The 18,631-nt window shown below is 65.8% G+C and carries 19 protein-coding genes; 9 read left to right on the top strand and 10 right to left on the bottom strand.

The annotated features are described in order from the left end of the window. Positions 1 to 148 precede the first annotated feature (148 nt). Entirely contained in the window at positions 149 to 1,366 is a 1,218-nt protein-coding gene (locus KF730_RS01210; RefSeq protein WP_294091685.1) for an argininosuccinate synthase, read from the bottom strand. 124 nt (positions 1,367 to 1,490) lie between these two features. Here KF730_RS01210 and KF730_RS01205 point away from each other — a divergent pair, with 124 nt between their 5' ends. Together KF730_RS01205 and KF730_RS01200 are read left to right on the top strand one after the other, a co-directional pair. Continuing rightward, the gene (locus tag KF730_RS01205) at positions 1,491 to 2,567 is read left to right on the top strand and encodes a tetratricopeptide repeat protein (RefSeq protein ID WP_294091684.1); all 1,077 of its coding nucleotides are present in this window, start codon (positions 1,491 to 1,493) and stop codon (positions 2,565 to 2,567) included. Further along, positions 2,560 to 2,979, top strand: coding sequence for a DUF1801 domain-containing protein (locus KF730_RS01200; RefSeq protein ID WP_294091683.1), 420 nt, complete (start codon positions 2,560 to 2,562; stop codon positions 2,977 to 2,979). Before KF730_RS01205 ends, KF730_RS01200 begins: the two co-directional genes overlap by 8 nt. A gap of 3 nt (positions 2,980 to 2,982) precedes the next feature. Here KF730_RS01200 and KF730_RS01195 read toward each other — a convergent pair whose 3' ends face one another. The 5 genes from KF730_RS01195 to rlmN form a co-directional block, all read right to left on the bottom strand. Beyond that, positions 2,983 to 4,233, bottom strand: coding sequence for a cyclopropane-fatty-acyl-phospholipid synthase family protein (locus KF730_RS01195; RefSeq protein ID WP_294091682.1), 1,251 nt, complete (start codon positions 4,231 to 4,233; stop codon positions 2,983 to 2,985). Positions 4,234 to 4,314: 81 nt separating this feature from the next. Further along, positions 4,315 to 5,049, bottom strand: coding sequence for a molybdopterin-dependent oxidoreductase (locus KF730_RS01190; protein ID WP_294091681.1), 735 nt, complete (start codon positions 5,047 to 5,049; stop codon positions 4,315 to 4,317). Next, complete coding sequence (locus KF730_RS01185; protein ID WP_294091680.1) at positions 5,046 to 5,723, bottom strand: cytochrome b/b6 domain-containing protein; 678 nt, start codon at positions 5,721 to 5,723, stop codon at positions 5,046 to 5,048. The genes KF730_RS01190 and KF730_RS01185 overlap by 4 nt, the downstream gene beginning before the upstream one ends. A gap of 17 nt (positions 5,724 to 5,740) precedes the next feature. After that, positions 5,741 to 6,517: a sulfite exporter TauE/SafE family protein gene (locus KF730_RS01180; protein ID WP_294091679.1), complete on the bottom strand. Its 777-nt coding sequence runs from the start codon at positions 6,515 to 6,517 to the stop codon at positions 5,741 to 5,743. Between the two features lie 94 nt (positions 6,518 to 6,611). After that, positions 6,612 to 7,820: a 23S rRNA (adenine(2503)-C(2))-methyltransferase RlmN gene (gene rlmN, locus KF730_RS01175; RefSeq protein WP_294091678.1), complete on the bottom strand. Its 1,209-nt coding sequence runs from the start codon at positions 7,818 to 7,820 to the stop codon at positions 6,612 to 6,614. A gap of 173 nt (positions 7,821 to 7,993) precedes the next feature. Here rlmN and KF730_RS01170 point away from each other — a divergent pair, with 173 nt between their 5' ends. After that, the gene (locus tag KF730_RS01170) at positions 7,994 to 8,347 is read left to right on the top strand and encodes a DUF4168 domain-containing protein (RefSeq protein WP_294091677.1); all 354 of its coding nucleotides are present in this window, start codon (positions 7,994 to 7,996) and stop codon (positions 8,345 to 8,347) included. 45 nt (positions 8,348 to 8,392) lie between these two features. Here KF730_RS01170 and KF730_RS01165 read toward each other — a convergent pair whose 3' ends face one another. Further along, the gene (locus KF730_RS01165; RefSeq protein ID WP_294091676.1) at positions 8,393 to 8,845 is read right to left on the bottom strand and encodes an invasion associated locus B family protein; all 453 of its coding nucleotides are present in this window, start codon (positions 8,843 to 8,845) and stop codon (positions 8,393 to 8,395) included. Continuing rightward, a complete protein-coding gene (locus KF730_RS01160; RefSeq protein ID WP_294091675.1) occupies positions 8,842 to 9,516 on the bottom strand; it encodes a histidine phosphatase family protein in 675 nt (224 codons plus the stop codon). Before KF730_RS01160 ends, KF730_RS01165 begins: the two co-directional genes overlap by 4 nt. Positions 9,517 to 9,659: 143 nt before the next feature. On the opposite strand from KF730_RS01160, the gene KF730_RS01155 reads away from it, so the two are divergent. The 4 genes from KF730_RS01155 to KF730_RS01140 all read left to right on the top strand — a co-directional run bounded on the left by KF730_RS01155 (position 9,660) and on the right by KF730_RS01140 (position 13,300). Beyond that, positions 9,660 to 10,259 carry an outer membrane beta-barrel protein gene (locus tag KF730_RS01155; RefSeq protein ID WP_294091674.1) on the top strand — a complete coding sequence of 200 codons (600 nt, stop codon included), beginning with the start codon at positions 9,660 to 9,662 and terminating at the stop codon, positions 10,257 to 10,259. Between the two features lie 389 nt (positions 10,260 to 10,648). Further along, positions 10,649 to 11,239, top strand: a complete 591-nt coding sequence (locus KF730_RS01150; RefSeq protein WP_294091672.1) for a porin family protein — start codon at positions 10,649 to 10,651, stop codon at positions 11,237 to 11,239. Positions 11,240 to 11,374: 135 nt separating this feature from the next. Beyond that, positions 11,375 to 12,487 carry a DNA polymerase III subunit beta gene (gene dnaN, locus KF730_RS01145; RefSeq protein ID WP_294091671.1) on the top strand — a complete coding sequence of 371 codons (1,113 nt, stop codon included), beginning with the start codon at positions 11,375 to 11,377 and terminating at the stop codon, positions 12,485 to 12,487. Between the two features lie 54 nt (positions 12,488 to 12,541). Further along, the gene (locus tag KF730_RS01140; protein WP_294091670.1) at positions 12,542 to 13,300 is read left to right on the top strand and encodes a Coq4 family protein; all 759 of its coding nucleotides are present in this window, start codon (positions 12,542 to 12,544) and stop codon (positions 13,298 to 13,300) included. Between the two features lie 4 nt (positions 13,301 to 13,304). On the opposite strand, the gene KF730_RS01135 is transcribed toward KF730_RS01140, so the two are convergent. Further along, the gene (locus tag KF730_RS01135; RefSeq protein WP_294091668.1) at positions 13,305 to 14,021 is read right to left on the bottom strand and encodes a hypothetical protein; all 717 of its coding nucleotides are present in this window, start codon (positions 14,019 to 14,021) and stop codon (positions 13,305 to 13,307) included. A 2-nt stretch (positions 14,022 to 14,023) separates the two neighbouring features. After that, on the bottom strand, positions 14,024 to 14,713 hold the full coding sequence (locus tag KF730_RS01130) for a hypothetical protein (protein WP_294091666.1): 690 nt from the start codon (positions 14,711 to 14,713) through the stop codon (positions 14,024 to 14,026). Between the two features lie 74 nt (positions 14,714 to 14,787). Here KF730_RS01130 and recF point away from each other — a divergent pair, with 74 nt between their 5' ends. Both recF and gyrB read left to right on the top strand, forming a co-directional pair. After that, positions 14,788 to 15,852 carry a DNA replication/repair protein RecF gene (gene recF / locus KF730_RS01125; protein WP_294091665.1) on the top strand — a complete coding sequence of 355 codons (1,065 nt, stop codon included), beginning with the start codon at positions 14,788 to 14,790 and terminating at the stop codon, positions 15,850 to 15,852. A gap of 167 nt (positions 15,853 to 16,019) precedes the next feature. Beyond that, positions 16,020 to 18,554, top strand: a complete 2,535-nt coding sequence (gene gyrB / locus KF730_RS01120; RefSeq protein WP_294091664.1) for a DNA topoisomerase (ATP-hydrolyzing) subunit B — start codon at positions 16,020 to 16,022, stop codon at positions 18,552 to 18,554. Positions 18,555 to 18,631 lie beyond the last annotated feature (77 nt).

The raw sequence follows: 18,631 nt of genomic DNA, 5'->3' as shown, positions 1-18,631 counted from the left end.
ATAACGGAGGGTTAACGCGGCGGAGAATGCGCGCTGCGCGGATATTGGCTGTTCGGGTGCGTTCCCGCGCTCCTGCGAAAGCAGGAGCCCAGGGTTACCGGTCGCTTTGGTTGGGGCTCTGGGCTACTGCTTTCGCAGGCGCGCAAACCTAGCCCTCGCGGCGGCCGAGCAGCCGCAGGCGCAACGCGTTGAGCTTGATGAATCCCGCCGCGTCGCGCTGGTCATAGGCGCCCTGATCGTCCTCGAAGGTGACGACCTTCTCGCTGTATAGCGTGTAGGGCGACTTGCGCCCGGTGACGATGACGCTGCCCTTGTAGAGCTTGAGGCGGACGGTGCCGGTGACCTTTTCCTGGCTATGGTCGATCGCTGCCTGCAGCATCTCGCGCTCGGGGGCGAACCAGAAGCCGTTATAGATAAGTTCGGCATAGCGCGGCGCGAGCTCGTCCTTGAGGTGCGCGGCGCCACGGTCGAGGGTGATCTGCTCTATGCCGCGATGGGCGAGATGATAGATGGTGCCGCCCGGCGTCTCATACATGCCGCGCGACTTCATTCCGACGAAGCGGTTCTCGACCAGATCGAGGCGGCCGATGCCGTGCTTGCGGCCCAACTCGTTGAGCGCCGCCAGCAGATTGGCCGGCGACAGCGCCTGACCGTTCAGCGCGACGCCGTCGCCACGCTCGAAATCGATCGTGATCGTCTCGGGCTGGTCCGGCGCGTCCTCGGGATTGACGGTGCGCGAATAGACGTAATCGGGAACCTCGTCCCACGGATCCTCGAGCACCTTGCCCTCGGACGAGGTGTGGAGAAGGTTGGCATCGGTCGAGAAGGGCGCTTCGCCGCGCTTGTCCTTGGCGACCGGGATCTGGTGCGCCTCGGCGAACTCGATCAGGCGGGTGCGCGAGGTCAAATCCCATTCGCGCCACGGGGCGATGACCTTGATGTCCGGGTTGAGTGCATAATAGCCGAGCTCGAAGCGGACCTGATCATTGCCCTTGCCGGTCGCGCCGTGGCTGACGGCGTCGGCGTTCACCAGCTTCGCGATCTCGATCTGGCGCTTGGCGATCAGCGGCCGGGCGATCGAGGTGCCGAGCAGATAGAGGCCCTCATAGAGCGCATTGGCGCGCATCATCGGGAAGACGAAGTCTTTGACGAACTCTTCCTTCAGATCGTCGATGAAGATGTGCTCGGGCTTGACGCCGGCCATCTCGGCCTTCCTGCGCGCCGGCTCGAGCTCCTCGCCCTGGCCGAGATCGGCGGTGAAGGTCACCACCTCGCAATTATAGGTCTGCTGGAGCCATTTCAGGATCACGCTGGTGTCCAGGCCGCCCGAATAGGCAAGGACGACGCGGTTGATCTGATCGGACATGAAACGACTCCGGGATTCTGGGAACCGGCGCGCTCTAGGGTCCATGGCCCCTGCGTGCAACCCGAACGCTTGACGCCCGGCGCGGCAAATGCACAACTTCGCAATATCGAAGAGGAGACAGGCGATGCGGATCGGCGGCTTGTTGTTTGCGTGCGTATGGATCGCGGCAGCGGGGACCGCGACGGCCTATCAGCGAAACGGATCGATGCCGGAAATCGGCACCTCGCATTTCCACCGCTCCAATTGCCATGGGGCCTATGACCTGGTCTTCGCCCAGGCCAAGTCCGGCAAGGGCATCTCGAATGAGGACCAGGCCTGGGCCGAAAGCTACGAAAACGCCGCCAAGGCCAAGCAGCCCTGTCCCGAGCCAAGCGCCGCGCTCGCTGCCCGCGCCACCGACCGGACGATCGAGACCGAGGATGCGCTGTCCTTCGCCGCGACCTATGGCGACAATGGCGATCCGGTCGCCTATTTCGAGGTCGCCAATGCGGTTTTTCAGGGCAAGACTACCAAGCTGACGGGTCCGCAGGCATGGTCACTGCTCGTTGATTCAGCCAATAAGGGCTATGCCCACGCCCAATATTTCGAGGCTTTGCTCTACATAAACGGCACCGCCATGGGCAAACCCGATTACGCCAGCGCCCTGCCCCTGCTCGAAAAAGCGGCGGCGGCGGGGCATGTCGACGCGCTCTTCCTGGCCGGCAATTATTATTATGACGGCTCGCTGGGGGTGAAGAAGGACAAGCCCAAGGCGTTCGACTATTTCCGCCGCGCCGCCGAGCGCGGGCATACCTATGCCACCTATCTTGCCGCCTATATGGCCAATGACGGCGACGGCATCAAAACCGATCACGCCCTCGCCTATCGCCTTGCGCGCAATCTCGATTCGCAGGGCGAGGTGGTGGGCGCAGTGCTCGCCGCCAGCGCGCTGCTCCAGATGAAGGACGCCAAGACCCGCGAGGACGAGGTGCTCTACTGGTTCGACACCGCAATCCGCGATGGCGACGCCAAGATCAAGGAGCAGATCAGCACGATGCGCCCGCAGGTGGTCGCGGCGTTCAAGCGCGCCAACGCACCCCCCGAATATCATCCGCGCGTATGGAAATCCTGCCCGATGAAGACGACCTGCCTTGTCGATTCGATCAAGGGCATCCGCCAGTGCACGACCAACAAGGATTATTGGAACGATTGCGATGGCTGAGATCAAGACGAAGGCCAACGAGGTCAGCGTCGACGATTTCCTCGAAGCGGTTGAGCATCCACAGCGGCGCGCGGACGGCAAGGCGGTGCGCGCGATGATGGAGCGGGTGACGGGTGAGCCCGCGACGATGTGGGGGCCGACCATCATCGGCTTCGGCAGCTATCACTATCGATATGCCAGCGGGCATGAGGGCGACATGTGCCGGGTGGGCTTCTCACCCCGCAAGGCGGAGCTGGTGCTCTATGTCGGCGGCTTTCCCGAATATGAGGCGATGCTGGCGCGGCTGGGCACGCACAAACGCTCCAAGGCGTGTCTCTATATCAAGAAGCTGGCCGATGTGGACGCGGATGTGCTCGCGGAGATCACCCGGCGCTCGTTCGAAACCACGATCGACCAGTGCAACGCCTGCTGACGGTCATGCGAAATTCCGCGCGGGCGCCGTCTCGCCGCGCAATCTGGCTTCGGCCTCGCCGATATAGTCGCGGGTCAGCGGCAGGGCATCGCGGGCGCGCGAGAATTGCAGCTGGTAATTGACCAGCCCGCCGTTGCGGAAGCTGACGATGCAGCCGGCGAGATAGAAGCACCACATGCGATAGAAGCGCTCGTCATAGAGCGCGACGATATCGTCCTTCGCGGCGACCGTGCGCCGGTACCAGTGCTCGAGCGTCAGCGCGTAATGGAGGCGCAGCACCTCGACATCGGTCATGAACATGCGCTGCCCCTCATAGCCGCGCGCGATTTCCAACAGAGCGGGGATATAGCCGCCGGGGAAGATGTATTTCTGGGTGAAGGCATCGGTGACGCCCGGCCCGCCCGCGCGCCCGATCGTGTGGATCAGCGCGACGCCTTCAGGCGTAAGCAGCTCACGGACCTTGGCGAAGAAGGTTCGGAAATAATGGACGCCGACATGCTCGAACATGCCGACCGAGACGATGCGGTCGAACTGGCCGGTCAGGTGGCGGTAATCGATCAGCTCGAAACGGACCTGGCCGGCCGCGCCCGCCGCCTCGGCCCGGCGGCGCGCGACCTTGAGCTGCTCTTCGGAAAGCGTGATTCCCAGCACTTCGGCGCCAGTCTTTTGGTGCAGGTACAGCGCCATGCCGCCCCAGCCGCAGCCGATGTCGAGCACCCGCATGCCGGGGCGCAGATCCAGCTTGGCGGCGATGTGCGCCTTCTTGTCGGCCTGCGCCTGTTCGAGGCTGTTGGCGGGATCGGTGAAATAGGCGCAGCTGTACTGGAGGTCGGAATCGAGGAAGAGCGCGTAGAGCTCGCCGGAAAGATCGTAATGATGCGCGACATTGCGCTTGGCGCGGGCCGCCATGTTGATCCGGCCGATGCGATGGGCGATCGCGCCGGCAAGACGGCGCAGCGGCCGCGGATTGAGTACCGAGGCGTTCTGTTCCCACCGGTTGTTGGTGGTGATCAGGTCGAGCAGCGCGAGGATGTCGCCCTGCTCGAGCACCAGGCGGCCATCCATGAAGCTCTCGGCCGCGCCGAGCGCCGGATCGCGGAGGATCGCGGCGGCGGCGCCCTTTTCGAGGCGCATCGCGACGGGAGCAAGATCGGGATCGGGCGCGCCATAGTCGCCGATACGGCCATCGGCATAGACCACCCGCAATTGCCCGCGGCGCACCGCCCGTGTGAAAAACTTGTCGATCAACAGCATAGGCCGTCCCGTCAAACAGCCCCCCGGCTACCCTCCTAGACACCTGACATGTCCTGACAATGTATCAGGTCGGTATGCCCCTCAAATACCGGCATACCATTCATAGGCGTTCGAATCTTCCCAGAACCCGCCCTTGCCGCTGCCGATCCCGGCCAGCGAAGCGACCGCTTCGATCCGCATGACATATTTGGCGTGCTTGTAGCCGAGCTGGCGCTCGACGCGGAGGCGCAGCGGGGCACCGTGGCCGATCTCGAGGTAGCGGTCGTTCATCGCCCAGGCGAGAATGGTCTGGGGATGGAAGGCGTCGACCAGATCGATCGACTCGTAATAGGGCGAGGAGCCGAAGCGGTCGGCGCAGTGGAAGACGATATAGCGGGCGGCGTCGCGCAGGCCGGCCAGCCCGAGGATCGTCTCCAGCCGCGGGCCCTGCCATTTGCCGATCGCGCTCCAGCCCTCGACGCAATCGTGGCGGGTGATCTGCGCGCGCTGGGGGAGCGACTGGAGCTGGGCCAGGCTGAGACTGAGCGGGCGCTGGACGAGACCGTCCACCCGCAACCGCCAATCGGCAAAGCGATTGGCGGCGAGCGCATTATATTCGGGCGTGTCGGGATTACGGTTGCCGTTGGTGCGGAACAACGGGCTGCGCTGATCGGCGCGATATTCCCGGGCGAGAGCGGCGCGGCCGGTGACCGAACGCTGGAGGAAGCGATGGGCGTCGTCCGCGCCGAGCAGCACCGGATTGTCCGTGAACGAATCGCAGCCGGCGAGCATCACCGCGCCGGTGCCGAGGATGACCTTGCGACGGGTGACGATCATTCCTCCGGCGCCTTCCACCAGCCGGTGATCATCGAGCGGACCTCGTTGATGGCCCCGGCGAGGAACACCAGCGCCAGATGGACGACGATGAAGCCGCTCATCGCCACCATCGCGATGAAATGGACCGAGCGCGCCGATTGCCGCCCGCCGAACAGATCGATCAGCCATGGCCACATCCCCGGCGACATGGCGAGGCCGGTCAGGATCAGCAGCGGCAGCAGCACGAACAGCACGCCGGCATAGCTGATCTTCTGGAAGATATTATAGGCGCGCGGATTCGCGGGATCGTGGAAGCGCAGTTGGAGATGCGCCCGGGCGTCTTCGAGCAGATGCGCGGGCGTCAGCTCGTCGGCGCGGATGCGCAGGTCGCGCTGGATGTGGCGATTGATCAGGCTCCAGATCAGATAGACCAGCAGGCCGAACGCGAGCACCAGCGCGAAGAACAGGTGCCAGTGGCGAGCGCCGGCGAGGCTGTAGTGCGAGGGGATCGTCATCCAACCCGGCCAGCGCGGCAGCTCCAGCCAAGCATGATCGTAATTCGCGCCATAATGCCCCCAGTAGAGCCGGGGATGGGCGTTGAAGATCATCAGGCCCGAGCCGATCATCACGAACACGGCGAGCGCGTTGAGCCAGTGCCAGATGCGCGTGATCAGCCGGTGGCGATAGACCTGCATGGCGCCGACCTACTCCATTATCCGTAGGCGCGCACGAAGAAGACGAGCGTGGTGACGCCGGTGACGATCAGCGTCCAGGCACGGACGAGGCCATGGGGCAGCTTCTTGCCCACTCGCGCGCCGAGCCACCCGCCAATGATCGCCCCAGCCAGCATCGGCAGGCACGCCCACCAGCGGACCAGCCCGGTGGCGATGAACACGAACGCGGCGGCGAGGTTGGCGACCGCCAGCATCAGCGTGCGGATCGCGAACAGCGAGCGCGGATGCGCGCCGGCGAGCAGGCCATAGACCGCGGTGGTGATCAGCCCGACGCCACCGCCGAAATAGCCGCCATAGATGCCAAGCAGGCTCTGCGCCGCGATCAGCGTGGGGCGGCCGATGGTGACGCGGGCGTGCAGCCAATCCGACGCGCTCTTGCCGAAGACCATGACCGCGAAGGCGAACAGCAGCAGCCACGGGATGATCAGGTCGAAGGCGCGGGTCGGCGTGACCGCGAGGAGAACGCTGCCGGCAAGCCCCCCGGCGAAGGTGATCACGGCGAGCGTCTTGATCGACATGCCGCCGACGGGCGCGAGCTCGTCGCGATATTCAAGCGCGCTGGCGCCGGCACCGGGCAGCAGCGCGACGTTCGAGGTGGCGTTGGCGACGTTCGAAGGCAAGCCGAGCGCGATCAGCGCGGGGAGCGTGGCAAAGGTACCACCGCCGGCGAGGGCGTTCATAACGCCGCCAAGGGTGCCGGCGGCGAAAGCGAGCAAGGTAGAAGAAAAGTCGATCACACTTCCCCCTACCGCCATGCTGAACTTGTTTCAGCATCCATCGTGCAACAGGCGACAGCGTCGCGGGTGGAGGGGCGCCTCCCGAAGCAAATCAGGGGTGACGGCCGGTGGCCTAGCCCAGTGCCGCGAGTTTCTCTTCGGCCTGCCGGTCGAGCTCGGCGCGCGACTTCTTCTCGGCGGCGGTCTTGAGCTGGCCGCATGCCGCGTCGATGTCGCGGCCGCGCGGGGTGCGCGTGGGCGCCGAGATGCCGGCTTCGAAGATGATGTTCGAAAACGCCCGGATCCGCTCCGGCGTCGAGCATTCATAGGGCGCGCCGGGCCAAGGGTTGAACGGGATCAGATTGACCTTTGCCGGCAGATCATACTGCTTGAGCAGGCGGACCAGCTCGCGGGCATCGGCATCGCTGTCGTTCTTGTCCTTGAGCATCACATATTCGAAGGTGATGCGGCGGGCATTGTTGGCGCCGGGATACTCGGCACAGGCCTGGAGCAGCTCCTCGATCCCGTATTTGCGATTGAGGGGCACGATCTCGTCGCGGACCTCCTTGGTGATCGCATGCAGCGACACCGCGAGATTGACGCCGATCTCCTCGCCCGCCCGCGCCATCATCGGCACCACGCCCGAAGTGCTGAGGGTGATGCGGCGCTTCGACAGCGCGAGGCCGTCGCCGTCCATCACCAATTTCAGCGCATCGCGGACGTTATCGAAATTATAGAGCGGCTCGCCCATCCCCATCATGACGATATTGGTCAGCATGCGCCCCTCGGGCTGGCTCGGCCATTCACCGAGCGCGTCGCGCGCGAGCATGACCTGACCGACGATCTCGGACGGATCGAGATTGCGCACCAGCCGCATCGTTCCGGTGTGGCAGAAGCGGCAGTTGAGCGTGCAGCCGACCTGTGACGAGACGCAGAGCGTGCCGCGGTCCGCATCGGGGATGAAGACCATCTCGTAATCCTGCCCGTCGGGAGAGCGCAGCAGCCATTTGCGGGTGCCGTCGGTCGAGACCTGGGCCTCGACCACCTGGGGGCGCGAGATGACGAAGCGATTGGCCAGCCAGGGCTGCATCGTCTTCGAGATATCGGTCATCAGCGAAAAATCGGTGACGCCGCGATTATAGATCCAGTGAAACAGCTGCTTGGCGCGCAATTTCGCCTGTTTGGGCTCGAGCTGGGAGGTCTCGAGCGCCATGCGCAGTTCGAGCTTGGACAGGCCGAGCAGGTCGATGCGGCCATCGGGACGCGCGACGCGCGCGCGCGGAACGGGCACGGGATCGATGTGCCCGGGGATGGGCATGAGGGCGGCCGACTCTGTCTGCATGGGGCGCACATAGTGGATTTCGCCCGGCTTTTCCAGCCATGGCCAGCAGCGCGGCGCGCGGACCCATACGCAGCATCCGTCCCGCATATGCCACGCCGCAACGCCTTCACGGTTGCCGCGTTCGGCCCCCGCCCCCCAATTCGTGCGCGGGGGCACCCCAGTTGGAGTAGGATATGCAGTTCATTTCATCGATCGCGCTGGCCGCGGCCCTGATGTCGGCGCCCGCCGCGGTCGCGCAGACCGCACCCCAGACCGCGCCGCAAGCCACACTCGAACCCTCCGCGCCTGCGCCTGTCACCGATGCCGAGGTCACGCAATTCGCCACCGCCGCGGTCGCCGCAGGCAAGATCAACAACGACACGACGATCGCCGCGGACGCCAAGACCGCCCAGATCGTCGCGGCGATCACCGCCACAGGCCTTACCGCCGAGCGCTTCAACGAGATCGCCAAGATGCTGCCAGCCGACCCTGCGCTCAACAAGCGCGTTACCGATGCCGCGGCGGCACAGGCGCCAGCGGCGCAGTAAACGGCGTTCCGGGGGCGGCGCTTGCCGAGCCGTCCCCGATCCTCCCTATTTCCCCGCGCACCCCAAGGCCGCCGCGTCTATCGCGGTCGCCGCGCCTTTCAGCGCATAGGTATCCGCGAACGGCGCGCCATTCGCGGCGACGGTCTCGATGCTCATCGAGCGGCCCGAGCGGATCGCGGCGACCACCGCCTGATCGGTGCGCGCATCGGGCGCCCAGGCATCGGCGGCGCCGGCCTTCAATTCGAAGCGCCGCTCGCCGATCGACAGCGTCACGCGGGCATTGCCGGCGCGGGCGCGGCTGAGGCGGATATGAAGCTGGTTGCGCACGCCGTCTCTGGGCCAGGTGGCGATGCTGGCGAAGGGGCCGGGCGCCTGTTTCTCGACCGGCCTCGCGATGGCGTAGCAGCGCAGGGGAGAGGCGTCGCGAAACGCGCCCCAGCCGTCATAGGTGCCGAGCGCGTCGCGGGCGAAGAACAGACTGAGCGCGAGCGCGATCATGCCGGCGCCGAATCCCGGCCGCTGCCCCAATGGACGACGGTTTCGACACCGCGCTCGATCCGGACGATCGAGCCCTGTGGCAGATCGGGTGCGATCGGCGCATCGAACCGGGGCGCGACATTCATCCCGGTCATCACCCCGCGCAGCACCCGCGACGACATGCCGTGCATGATCACCAGCCGGTCGCCCGAATCCTCATCGGTATCGGCGAGCCAGGACGAGACGCGCACCGCGATCTGATCATACCATTCGCCGCCCGGCGGCGGGCGGGTGTAGAGCCCGTGCTCGAGATCGAGGAAACCGTTCGCCTCGCTGGCGAGATCGGCATAATAGCGCCCGCTCCACTCCCCCATGCCGATCTCGACCAGCCGGTCGTCATGATGCGCCTGATGCCAGTCGAGTTCGAGATGCTCGGCGATCACCGCCAGCGTCTGCAGCGCCCGGCCCGCGCTCGACGACCACATCGTCAGTCTGGGCTTCGGGCCCAAGATCTCGCGCAGGGCGGCGCCCATCGCATCGGCCTGCGCGAAGCCGGCGCGGGTCAGCGGCGTATGCGGGTGATGGCCCTGCATTCTTCTGGCGAAATTGAAGACGGTCTCGCCATGCCGCGCGATGAAGTCGCGGCCCTGCCGGAGGGGGGGAGAGTGCGGAACTGACGGCTTGGAATCCATCGCCGCTGTTTCAAGCCCCTGTGGCCGGAAAGCAACGCCTTTCCTTGTTGTCTGAGGTTCATGAAACACCGCGCCGGGCATGCCTATTTATGTCTCGACCCGCACAGTTTGGCGGGCTGATTTGAGTACCCAAGGAGTTTATCATGCGTTTCAAGTTCATCGCAGCCGCCCTCATCGCATCGTCGGCGCTCTCCGCACCCGCCTTCGCGCAGGATGCCGCGCCGTTCACCGGCCCGCGCGCCGAAGCGGTGGTCGGCTGGGACCGCGTCGAGGATAGCGCCGCCAATGGCGGGCACCGCGACGGCGTCGTCTATGGCGGCCAGATCGGCTACGACTTCCAGGCCGGCAGCGCCGTGATCGGCGTCGAGGGCGAAGCGACCGGCGCGACGACCCGCGCGCGCGACACCAGCGTTCTCGTCGCCGGCGACTCGCTGCGCGTGAAGGCGGGCCGCGACCTGTATGTCGGCGCCCGCGTTGGCTTCACCGTTGGCGACAAGGCGCTGATCTATGCCAAGGGCGGCTACACCAATGCCGGCTTCAACACCCGCTACACCACGGGCACGACCACGGTTACCAGCAAGGACAACGCCGATGGCTGGCGCCTGGGCGCTGGTGCCGAAGTTAAGCTGACCGACAAGATCTACGCCAAGGCCGAATATCGTTATTCGAAGTATGACGACAATTCGTCAGGCGTGGACGCCAAGCGCCACCAGGTGCTCGGCGGCGTCGGCGTCCGTTTCTAAAGTCCGCTTCTACATCTTCGTCAGCAGGGGGGCGGCGCCAAGCCGCCCCCCTGTCCGGCTCCCCTCTTCTCTTCGTCCAATAAATTGCGCGCGCGCCACAGGATTGCCACGCTCCAGCCGGGCTTGATGGCAGCGGCAAGGCGATGCCCGATTTGCGCCTCGTTTCGTTCAGTTAACGAACAGGTTGGTGCCGTCACTTGAGCTTCCGGGGCGCAACGAGTGAGGGAGTGGCTCCGAATGATCAAGACCTGAACCGCGCAAAACCTGCGGGCAACCAACGCCCGCCAGCTACCCTGAATTTCATGTCCAGGATCCGCCAGACTGGAGGCCCCGCCTCCGGCGCTGGACCCGTCTGCGCGATGCGCGGGCGCATACGCTAAGGAAATATCATGCATATCAAGATTTTCGCTGTCACCCTGATCGCCACGTCGGCACTCGCGGCCCCCGCCTTCGCGCAGGACGCCGATCCCAACTTCACCGGCCCTCGCGTCGAAGCGCTGGTCGGCTGGGACCATGCCAAGGACCGCACGACCAAGGCGGACGGCGTCACCTATGGCGGCGCGATCGGCTATGATTTCCAGGTCGGCAATGCGGTGTTCGGGATCGAGGGCGAGGCGATGGACTCGTCCACGCGCCATGCCGCGCAGAACGTGCGCGTTGCCGGCGACCGCTACAGCATCGATGCGGGCCGCGATCTGTATCTCGGCGCGCGCGTCGGCTTCACCGTGGGCAATCGGGCGCTGGTCTACGCCAAGGGCGGCTACACCAATGCCCGCCTCAGCGCGAATTACACCACGCCGACGACGAACTTCTCGGCGTTCGACGATTACAGCGGCTGGCGCGTCGGCGCCGGCTCCGAGGTCAAGCTCGGCGGCAAGCTCTACGCCAAGGGTGAATATCGTTATTCGCGGTATGACGACAATTCGGGCATCCATGTCGATCGCCACCAGGTGGTCGCCGGCCTCGGCGTTCGCTTCTGAAGCCAAAACACCGCAAATATGCTGTGAACAGAAGGGTCGGGGCGCTTGCTCCGGCCCTTTTTGCCGTTAAGGTTATTTCCCAAATCTAGGCCCGGCTTTGCCGGATTCGGGCAGTTTGGCCCCGGGGGTTTATCAATGAAGGCGACGATCGAACGCGCAACTCTGTTGAGGGGCCTCAGCCACGTCCAGTCCGTGGTCGAGCGGCGCAACACGATCCCTATCCTGTCGAACGTGCTGATCGAGGCGCAGGCTTCGGGCGCGCTCCGCCTGATGGCGACCGATCTCGATCTCCAGATCGACGAGACGATTCCCGCCGCGGTCGATCAACCCGGCGCGACGACGATCTCGGCGCACACGCTGTTCGATATCGTCCGCAAGCTGCCCGAAGGCTCGCAGGTCGAGCTCAGCGCCGCCGAGGGCCGCATCACCGTCAATGCCGGGCGCGCCAAGTTCACGCTGGCGACGCTGCCGCGCGACGACTTCCCGATGATCGCCGAGGGCGAGCTGCCGACGACGTTCGAGCTGCCCGCCGAGACGCTCAAGCAGATCATCGACAAGACCCGCTTCGCGATCTCGACCGAAGAGACGCGCTATTACCTCAACGGCATCTTCCTGCACGTCGCCGACGAGGCGACCCCGCTGCTGCGCGCCGCCGCCACCGATGGCCACCGCCTTGCCCGCGTCACCGTCGCGCGGCCCGACGGCGCCGAAAGCATGCCCGACGTGATCATTCCGCGTAAGTGCGTGGCGGAACTGCGCAAGCTGCTCGACGAGGTTGACGGCTCGGTCGGCGTGTCGCTGTCGGGCTCGAAGATCCGCTTCGACATGGGCCAGGCGATCCTGACCTCGAAGCTGATCGACGGCACCTTCCCGGACTACAGCCGCGTCATCCCGACCGGCAACGACAAGATCCTCAAGATCGACCCCAAGAGCCTGATGGAAGGCGTCGACCGCGTCTCGACCATCGCCACCGAGAAGACCCGCGCGGTCAAGATGGCGCTCGACCGCGACAAGGTGACCCTGTCGGTCACCAGCCCCGAAAATGGCGCGGCCGCCGAGGAAGTGCCGGGCGATTATGTCGCGGCGGGCTTCGAGATCGGCTTCAACAGCCGCTATCTGATGGATATCCTCGCCCAGATCGAGGGCGACATGGTCGAGGTCCACCTCGCCGACGCCGCCGCCCCGACGCTGATCCGCGAGAACGACGCCTCACCGGCGCTGTATGTGCTGATGCCGATGCGGGTGTGATAGCGGCCAACACACGCTATTGACATTGATGTAAGTAATGGCTATGTGAGTTGCATGGCTACGCAAATCGCACCCGCGCCGTTCAATCCCGGCCTCCCGATGAAGCGCGAATGGGGCACCGCCCTGAGCGCGCTCCGCCGTCTGCTTTCGAACGGCGATGATACCGAACAGGTTTTCAAGATCATGCGCGCGTTGAACGGCGACGTCACCCAGCGCAATTATCGCAAGTTGCTGACCACGCCGAAAGGGGGCGCGATCGCCTATAAGCGCGTCGAGCTGGCGGAGCGGCTGACCGACCGCGCCTGGATCGACAGTTTCCCCGAGGGCACGCTCGGCGCCGCCTATCGCAACTTCCTCGACACCACCGGCTATTCCGCCGACGGGCTCGCCGAAGTCAGCATGGCCGAGTTCGGCGATGCCCAGATCGACCATCCCTATACGTGGATGGGCCGCCGCGAACGCGACATCCACGATCTGTGGCATGTCATCACCGGCTATCAGGCCGACGAGCATCTTGGCGAAGCCTGCCTCGTCGCCTTCTCCTATGCCCAGACCGGCGGTCTCGGCTGGGCATTCATCGGCGCTGGCGCCGCGCTGAAGAGTCTCCGCGTCACCGGCAAGGCCGACTTCTTCAAAGCGGTGGTCGAAGGCTATCGCCGCGGCAAGCAGGCCGGCTGGCTGCATGGCGAGGATTACGAAACGCTGCTCGCCGAGCCGCTCGATCAGATCCGCCGCAGGCTGAACGTCGTCGAGCCGGTCAAGTATCAGATCGCACAGGCGAGCCTGGCGGCTGCGGGCCTCAAGGGCATCTGACCGCTCAGGGCAGCGGATTGAACCCGCTGCCGCCCGCGCCCGGCTCCATCGCCATCAAGAACTCCATCGCCGGGATCACCGGCGCGGGCAATTCGAAGCGCTTGGCATCGATCTCCGTCGTCGTGACGGTCTTCAGCTCGAACAGCGTATCGACCCGCAGCGGCGTGCCGGTGGCGAGCAGCTCACGCGCCTTTGCGGCAAAGCCGGTCGAATCGGGGATGATCGCGCGCATCAGCGGCAGCAGGACGTCCACCGTGCGCGCGAATATCGCGCCGACCGGCGCGAGCACCGGGTCCGCACTCATCACGAACTCCTTCATCTCGCCCTTTCTGCCATCCGCTTCCTGTTCGGGACCGAAGGCCCATGCCGCGCCAGTATAGCCGCCGACGACGGCATCGCCCTTCGCCTGCAGCACGAACGGCTTGTCGATGATCCCGCCGGCACCGCCCTTTTGCGATTCACCGGCGATCACGGCCGACATCAGCGCCAACACTTCGCTCAGCTCAGCGACCCGGGTTTCGCCGCTCGGCTGGATCATCAGGACATAATCGACCCCGTCGCGGCGGAGGATGCCGAACTTGCCGTCGATGCCGATCCGCGAATTACCGCCATCGTCGGCCTCGACGATCAGGGCCTGCTTACCCAGCGAATAGGTGGCGGTGACGTCGGCCCAGGCCGGAAGCGGAAGCAGCGCGAGGATCGCGGCGAACAGCAAACGCATGATCATTCCTTTGCGGGCTTGCGGAGTCGGGCACGGAGCGCATCGCGTCCGAGCAGCGGTTCGGGAAGCGCGAATATCGTCGCCGGGATCGGCGCCTTGTCGATTTTTTCGAGCTTGAGGATGGTGTTGAACCGCAGCACCGCCCCCTTGCCGAACAGATCGAGCATCGCCTTCTCGAAATTGCCCGGCCCGCCGAAATCGGCGCTGTTGCGCAGAACCGCGAAGCGGGTCTGCATCGCCAGCGCCTGCCCGAGTGGCGCCAGCGCCGGATCGCCGCTGACCACCCCTTCGAACGAAGTCAGCGACGGAACGTCGCGCGGATGCCCTTTCCATACCTTGCCCTTCACCCCGGCAACGCTCTCCGAACCGGCCTCGCTCAGCGCATATTGGGGCTGGGGGCGCGGGCCGTTGCTGGCCATCAGTCCCGACTTATCCTCGGCGAACACCGCCAGGGCGTCGTCGATCCTGGCGCTGAAGCTGCCCGCGGCATCGTGGAGCACGATATATTCCTGGCCGCCTTTGCGCAGGAACAGCGTCTCGCCCGCCGCGACGCGCGCATCGCCGTTCGCGGCGGTCATCGCGACCAGCGCCGGCTGTCCCTCGCGGGCATAGCGCGCGGTCATGTCCTCCGGCTTCGACGGCGAGCAGGCGGAAAGCAGCAGCGCCGCCACGGCAAGGCAGGTCCGGATCATCGACATCCCCTTTTCACCTCCGATCATCCGCGAAGCGCTGTCCGGCGGCAAGAGGCTGCGCTAGAGACGCCGTAATGGCCGTTACCCGCCTCGTCCTGACCGATTTCCGCAACCATGCCGACGCCGCGCTGATGCCGGGCGCGGGCTTCGTGGTGCTGACCGGCGAGAATGGCGCGGGCAAGACCAATATCCTCGAGGCCGTGTCGCTGCTCGCGCCCGGGCGCGGCCTGCGCCGCGCGGCGCTGCCGGAAATGGCGCGGCAGGGGGGAAGTGGCGGGTTCGGCGTTGCCGCCGAGCTCGGCGCCGGGGCGGCGATCGGCACCGGCACCCAGGCGAGCGCGCCCGAGCGGCGGCTGGTCCGCGTCAATGGTGCCGCCGCTTCGGCGTCGGCGCTGGCGGAATGGCTGACAATATTGTGGCTGACCCCGGCGATGGACCGGCTGTTCGTCGAGGGACCGGGCGAACGCCGCCGTTTCCTCGACCGGCTGACCCTCGCGCTGGCCCAGGGCCACGCCCATCATTCGGCGCGCTACGAAGCGGCGATGCGCCAGCGCAACCGGCTGCTGGCGGCGGACACGCCCGCCGATCCCGACTGGCTCGCCGCGCTGGAGGCGCGCATGGCCGAGCATGGCGCGGCGATCGACGCGGCACGGCGCGAGGCCGTGGCGCTGCTCGACGAACGGCTTGCCACGCAGCCCGAAGGCGTGTTCGCGCGCGCCGGCCTCGCGCTGGAAGGCTGGCAGGGTGATGCCTCGCAGCTCGGCCATGCGCTTTCCGAAGGCCGCCGCCGCGACGCCGCCGCCGGCCGCGCGCTGGCCGGGCCGCACCGGGCGGATCTGATCGTCACCCATCTCGGCAAGAACCAGCCCGCCCATCTCTGCTCGACCGGCGAGCAAAAGGCGCTGCTGCTGGGGCTCGTCCTCGCCCATGCCGAGTTGGTCGCCGAGCGCACTGGACGCGCGCCGATCCTGCTGCTCGACGAGGTCGCCGCGCATCTCGACCCCGGCCGCCGCGCCGCCCTGTTCGCGCGACTCGCCGGCGCCGGCCAGGTGTGGATGACCGGCACCGAGCCCGAATTGTTCGCCGCCGTGCCGGGCGAGGCGACGCGCTACCATGTGGCGGGCGGCGCGATCGCCTGAACGCCGCGCGCGCGGCTTTGACCACCACGGGCGCACGCACCCCGGTCGCCGCGATCGGCACCAGCTTCGTCAGCTACGATATCCCGGGGATATAGCCTCGAAAAAGCTTGACGGGGCGGGCTTGCACCCGCCCCATTTCGCTTTCGTTTTGCTGGTGCCGACCCTATATGCTGGGCATGGCAAATACCGACGACGCAACTCCCGAAAACACTCCCAACGCGAACGCCTATGGCGCCGATTCGATCAAGGTCCTGAAGGGCCTCGATGCGGTGCGCAAACGGCCGGGCATGTATATCGGCGATACCGACGATGGTTCGGGTCTCCACCACATGGTGTTCGAGGTTTCGGACAATGCGATCGACGAGGCACTGGCGGGTCATTGCGACCGGATCGTCATCCAGCTGAACGCCGATGGATCGGTTTCGGTCGAGGATAATGGCCGCGGCATCCCCACCGGCATCCATGCCGAGGAAGGCGTTTCGGCGGCCGAGGTCATCATGACCCAGCTCCATGCCGGCGGGAAGTTCGAGAACACCTCGGACGACAATGCCTATAAGGTTTCCGGCGGCCTCCACGGCGTCGGCGTGTCGGTGGTCAACGCGCTTTCCGAGTGGCTCGATCTCAATATCTGGCGCGACGGCGAGGAGCATTACATGCGCTTCGCGTTCGGCGATGCGGTCGCGCCGCTGCGCGTGCTTGGCCCGGCGCCCGAGGGCAAGAAGGGCACGCGCGTGACCTTCCTCGCCAGCCCCCAGACCTTCAAGATCACCGAGTACGACTTCGAAAAGCTCGAACACCGCTATCGCGAGCTGGCGTTCCTCAATTCGGGCGTGCGCCTGTTCCTGCGCGACGCGCGGCACGAGGAGGTCAAGGAAGTCGAGCTCTATTACGAGGGCGGCATCGCCGCGTTCGTGAAGTGGCTCGATCGCAACAAGACCGCGTTGATGCCCGATCCGGTGGCGATCAACGGCACGCGTGACGACGTCACCATCGATGTCGCGCTGGAGTGGAATGATTCCTACTACGAAAACGTCCTCTGCTTCACCAACAACATCCCGCAGCGCGACGGCGGCACCCACCTCGCCGCCTTCCGCGCCGCGCTGACCCGCACCATCAACAATTATGCGGACAAATCCGGCGCGCTGAAGAAGGAGAAGGTGACGCTTACCGGCGACGATATGCGCGAGGGTCTGACCGCGATCGTCTCGGTCAAGCTGCCCGATCCCAAGTTCAGCTCGCAGACCAAGGACAAGCTGGTCTCGTCCGAAGTGCGCCAGCCGCTCGAATCGCTGATGGCCGACAAGCTCGCCGAATGGCTCGAGGAAAACCCCGCCGTCGCGCGCCAGATCATCCAGAAGGTGATCGACGCCGCCGCCGCCCGCGAGGCCGCCAAGAAGGCGCGCGAGCTGACCCGGCGGAAGGGCGTGATGGATATCGCGTCGCTGCCCGGCAAGCTCGCCGATTGCCAGGAGCGCGATCCCGCCAAGTCCGAACTGTTCCTGGTCGAGGGCGATTCCGCCGGCGGATCGGCAAAGCAGGGCCGCGACCGCCACTTCCAGGCGATCCTGCCGCTGCGCGGCAAGATCCTCAACGTCGAGCGCGCGCGCTTCGACCGGATGCTCGCCAGCCGCGAGATCGGCACGCTGATCCAGGCGATGGGCACCGGCATCGGCCGCGACGACTTCAATCTCGAAAAGCTGCGCTACCACAAGATCGTCATCATGACCGACGCCGACGTCGATGGCGCGCATATCCGCACGCTGCTGCTGACCTTCTTCTATCGCCAGATGCCCGAGATCATCGAGGCCGGGCACCTCTACATCGCCCAGCCGCCGCTCTACAAGGCGACCAAGGGCCGCAGCGAAGTCTATCTCAAGGACGATGGCGCGCTCGATCAGTATCTGGTCGATGCCGGCATCGGCGGGACGATGCTCGATACGCAAGGGCAGCAGCGCAGCGGCGAGGATCTGCGTACCCTGGTCGAACATGCGCGAAGAATGCGAACCTTGATGCGCTATGTGCCGCGGCGCTATTCGCCCGACATCATCGAGGTGCTGGCGCTTGGCAACGGGCTCGATCCCAATGCGACGCGCGAGGCACGGGCCGAGAGCCTCAGGACCGTGGTCTCCCGCCTCGACGCCGCCGACCCCGAGGCGCGCTGGTCGGCGCGGATCACCGAGGAGGGCGGCTATCATTTCGAACGGCTGTGGCGCGGCGTGACCGATCATCATATCGTCGAGGCGGCATTCCTCGTCTCCGCCGAAGCCCGCAAGCTCCATGCCCTCGCGGTCGAGCAGGCGCCGTCATATCTGCTGCCGTCCAAGCTGGTTTCGTCGAAGGGTGCCGCCGCGGAAGCCGAGGCCGTAGTCGCAGCGGATGAAGGCGCGGAAGATACCGAGGAACCGGTGACCGTCGCCAAGGGCGAGACATTGGTTTCGCGCCCGTCGCAATTGCTCGACGCGATCCTCGCTTTCGGGCGCAAGGGGCTGGCGATCCAGCGCTACAAGGGTCTCGGCGAGATGAATGCCGAGCAGCTCTGGGAGACCACGCTCGATCCGACCAACCGCTCGATGCTGGTGGTGCAGATCAATCAGGCCGATGTCGCTGACGAAATCTTCACCCGCCTGATGGGCGACGTTGTCGAGCCGCGCCGCGAATTCATCCAGGAAAACGCGCTCAGCGTCGCCAATCTCGACGTCTGAGCCTCCGTTCACCGCCCCGCCGGCACCGCATGTCGCGGTTCCGGCGCGTGCGGCTTGGGTTTGGTAACGTTTCCACG

Source organism: Sphingomonas sp., assembly GCF_019635515.1.
Taxonomy (GTDB): domain Bacteria; phylum Pseudomonadota; class Alphaproteobacteria; order Sphingomonadales; family Sphingomonadaceae; genus Sphingomonas.
The sequence above is the reverse complement of the archived record's forward strand: the minus strand, read 5'-3'. Positions and strand labels throughout refer to the sequence as shown.

Excerpts from the sequence above, each read along its gene's own strand:
- KF730_RS01210 (WP_294091685.1), bottom strand. The coding sequence starts at position 1,366 with ATGTCCGATCAGATCAACCGCGTCGTCCTTGCCTATTCGGGCGGCCTG.
- KF730_RS01205 (WP_294091684.1), top strand. The coding sequence starts at position 1,491 with ATGCGGATCGGCGGCTTGTTGTTTGCGTGCGTATGGATCGCGGCAGCG.
- KF730_RS01200 (WP_294091683.1), top strand. The coding sequence starts at position 2,560 with ATGGCTGAGATCAAGACGAAGGCCAACGAGGTCAGCGTCGACGATTTC.
- KF730_RS01195 (WP_294091682.1), bottom strand. The coding sequence starts at position 4,233 with ATGCTGTTGATCGACAAGTTTTTCACACGGGCGGTGCGCCGCGGGCAA.
- KF730_RS01190 (WP_294091681.1), bottom strand. The coding sequence starts at position 5,049 with ATGATCGTCACCCGTCGCAAGGTCATCCTCGGCACCGGCGCGGTGATG.
- KF730_RS01185 (WP_294091680.1), bottom strand. The coding sequence starts at position 5,723 with ATGCAGGTCTATCGCCACCGGCTGATCACGCGCATCTGGCACTGGCTC.
- KF730_RS01180 (WP_294091679.1), bottom strand. The coding sequence starts at position 6,517 with ATGGCGGTAGGGGGAAGTGTGATCGACTTTTCTTCTACCTTGCTCGCT.
- rlmN (WP_294091678.1), bottom strand. The coding sequence starts at position 7,820 with ATGCAGACAGAGTCGGCCGCCCTCATGCCCATCCCCGGGCACATCGAT.
- KF730_RS01170 (WP_294091677.1), top strand. The coding sequence starts at position 7,994 with ATGCAGTTCATTTCATCGATCGCGCTGGCCGCGGCCCTGATGTCGGCG.
- KF730_RS01165 (WP_294091676.1), bottom strand. The coding sequence starts at position 8,845 with ATGATCGCGCTCGCGCTCAGTCTGTTCTTCGCCCGCGACGCGCTCGGC.
- KF730_RS01160 (WP_294091675.1), bottom strand. The coding sequence starts at position 9,516 with ATGGATTCCAAGCCGTCAGTTCCGCACTCTCCCCCCCTCCGGCAGGGC.
- KF730_RS01155 (WP_294091674.1), top strand. The coding sequence starts at position 9,660 with ATGCGTTTCAAGTTCATCGCAGCCGCCCTCATCGCATCGTCGGCGCTC.
- KF730_RS01150 (WP_294091672.1), top strand. The coding sequence starts at position 10,649 with ATGCATATCAAGATTTTCGCTGTCACCCTGATCGCCACGTCGGCACTC.
- dnaN (WP_294091671.1), top strand. The coding sequence starts at position 11,375 with ATGAAGGCGACGATCGAACGCGCAACTCTGTTGAGGGGCCTCAGCCAC.
- KF730_RS01140 (WP_294091670.1), top strand. The coding sequence starts at position 12,542 with ATGGCTACGCAAATCGCACCCGCGCCGTTCAATCCCGGCCTCCCGATG.
- KF730_RS01135 (WP_294091668.1), bottom strand. The coding sequence starts at position 14,021 with ATGCGTTTGCTGTTCGCCGCGATCCTCGCGCTGCTTCCGCTTCCGGCC.
- KF730_RS01130 (WP_294091666.1), bottom strand. The coding sequence starts at position 14,713 with ATGATCCGGACCTGCCTTGCCGTGGCGGCGCTGCTGCTTTCCGCCTGC.
- recF (WP_294091665.1), top strand. The coding sequence starts at position 14,788 with ATGGCCGTTACCCGCCTCGTCCTGACCGATTTCCGCAACCATGCCGAC.
- gyrB (WP_294091664.1), top strand. The coding sequence starts at position 16,020 with ATGCTGGGCATGGCAAATACCGACGACGCAACTCCCGAAAACACTCCC.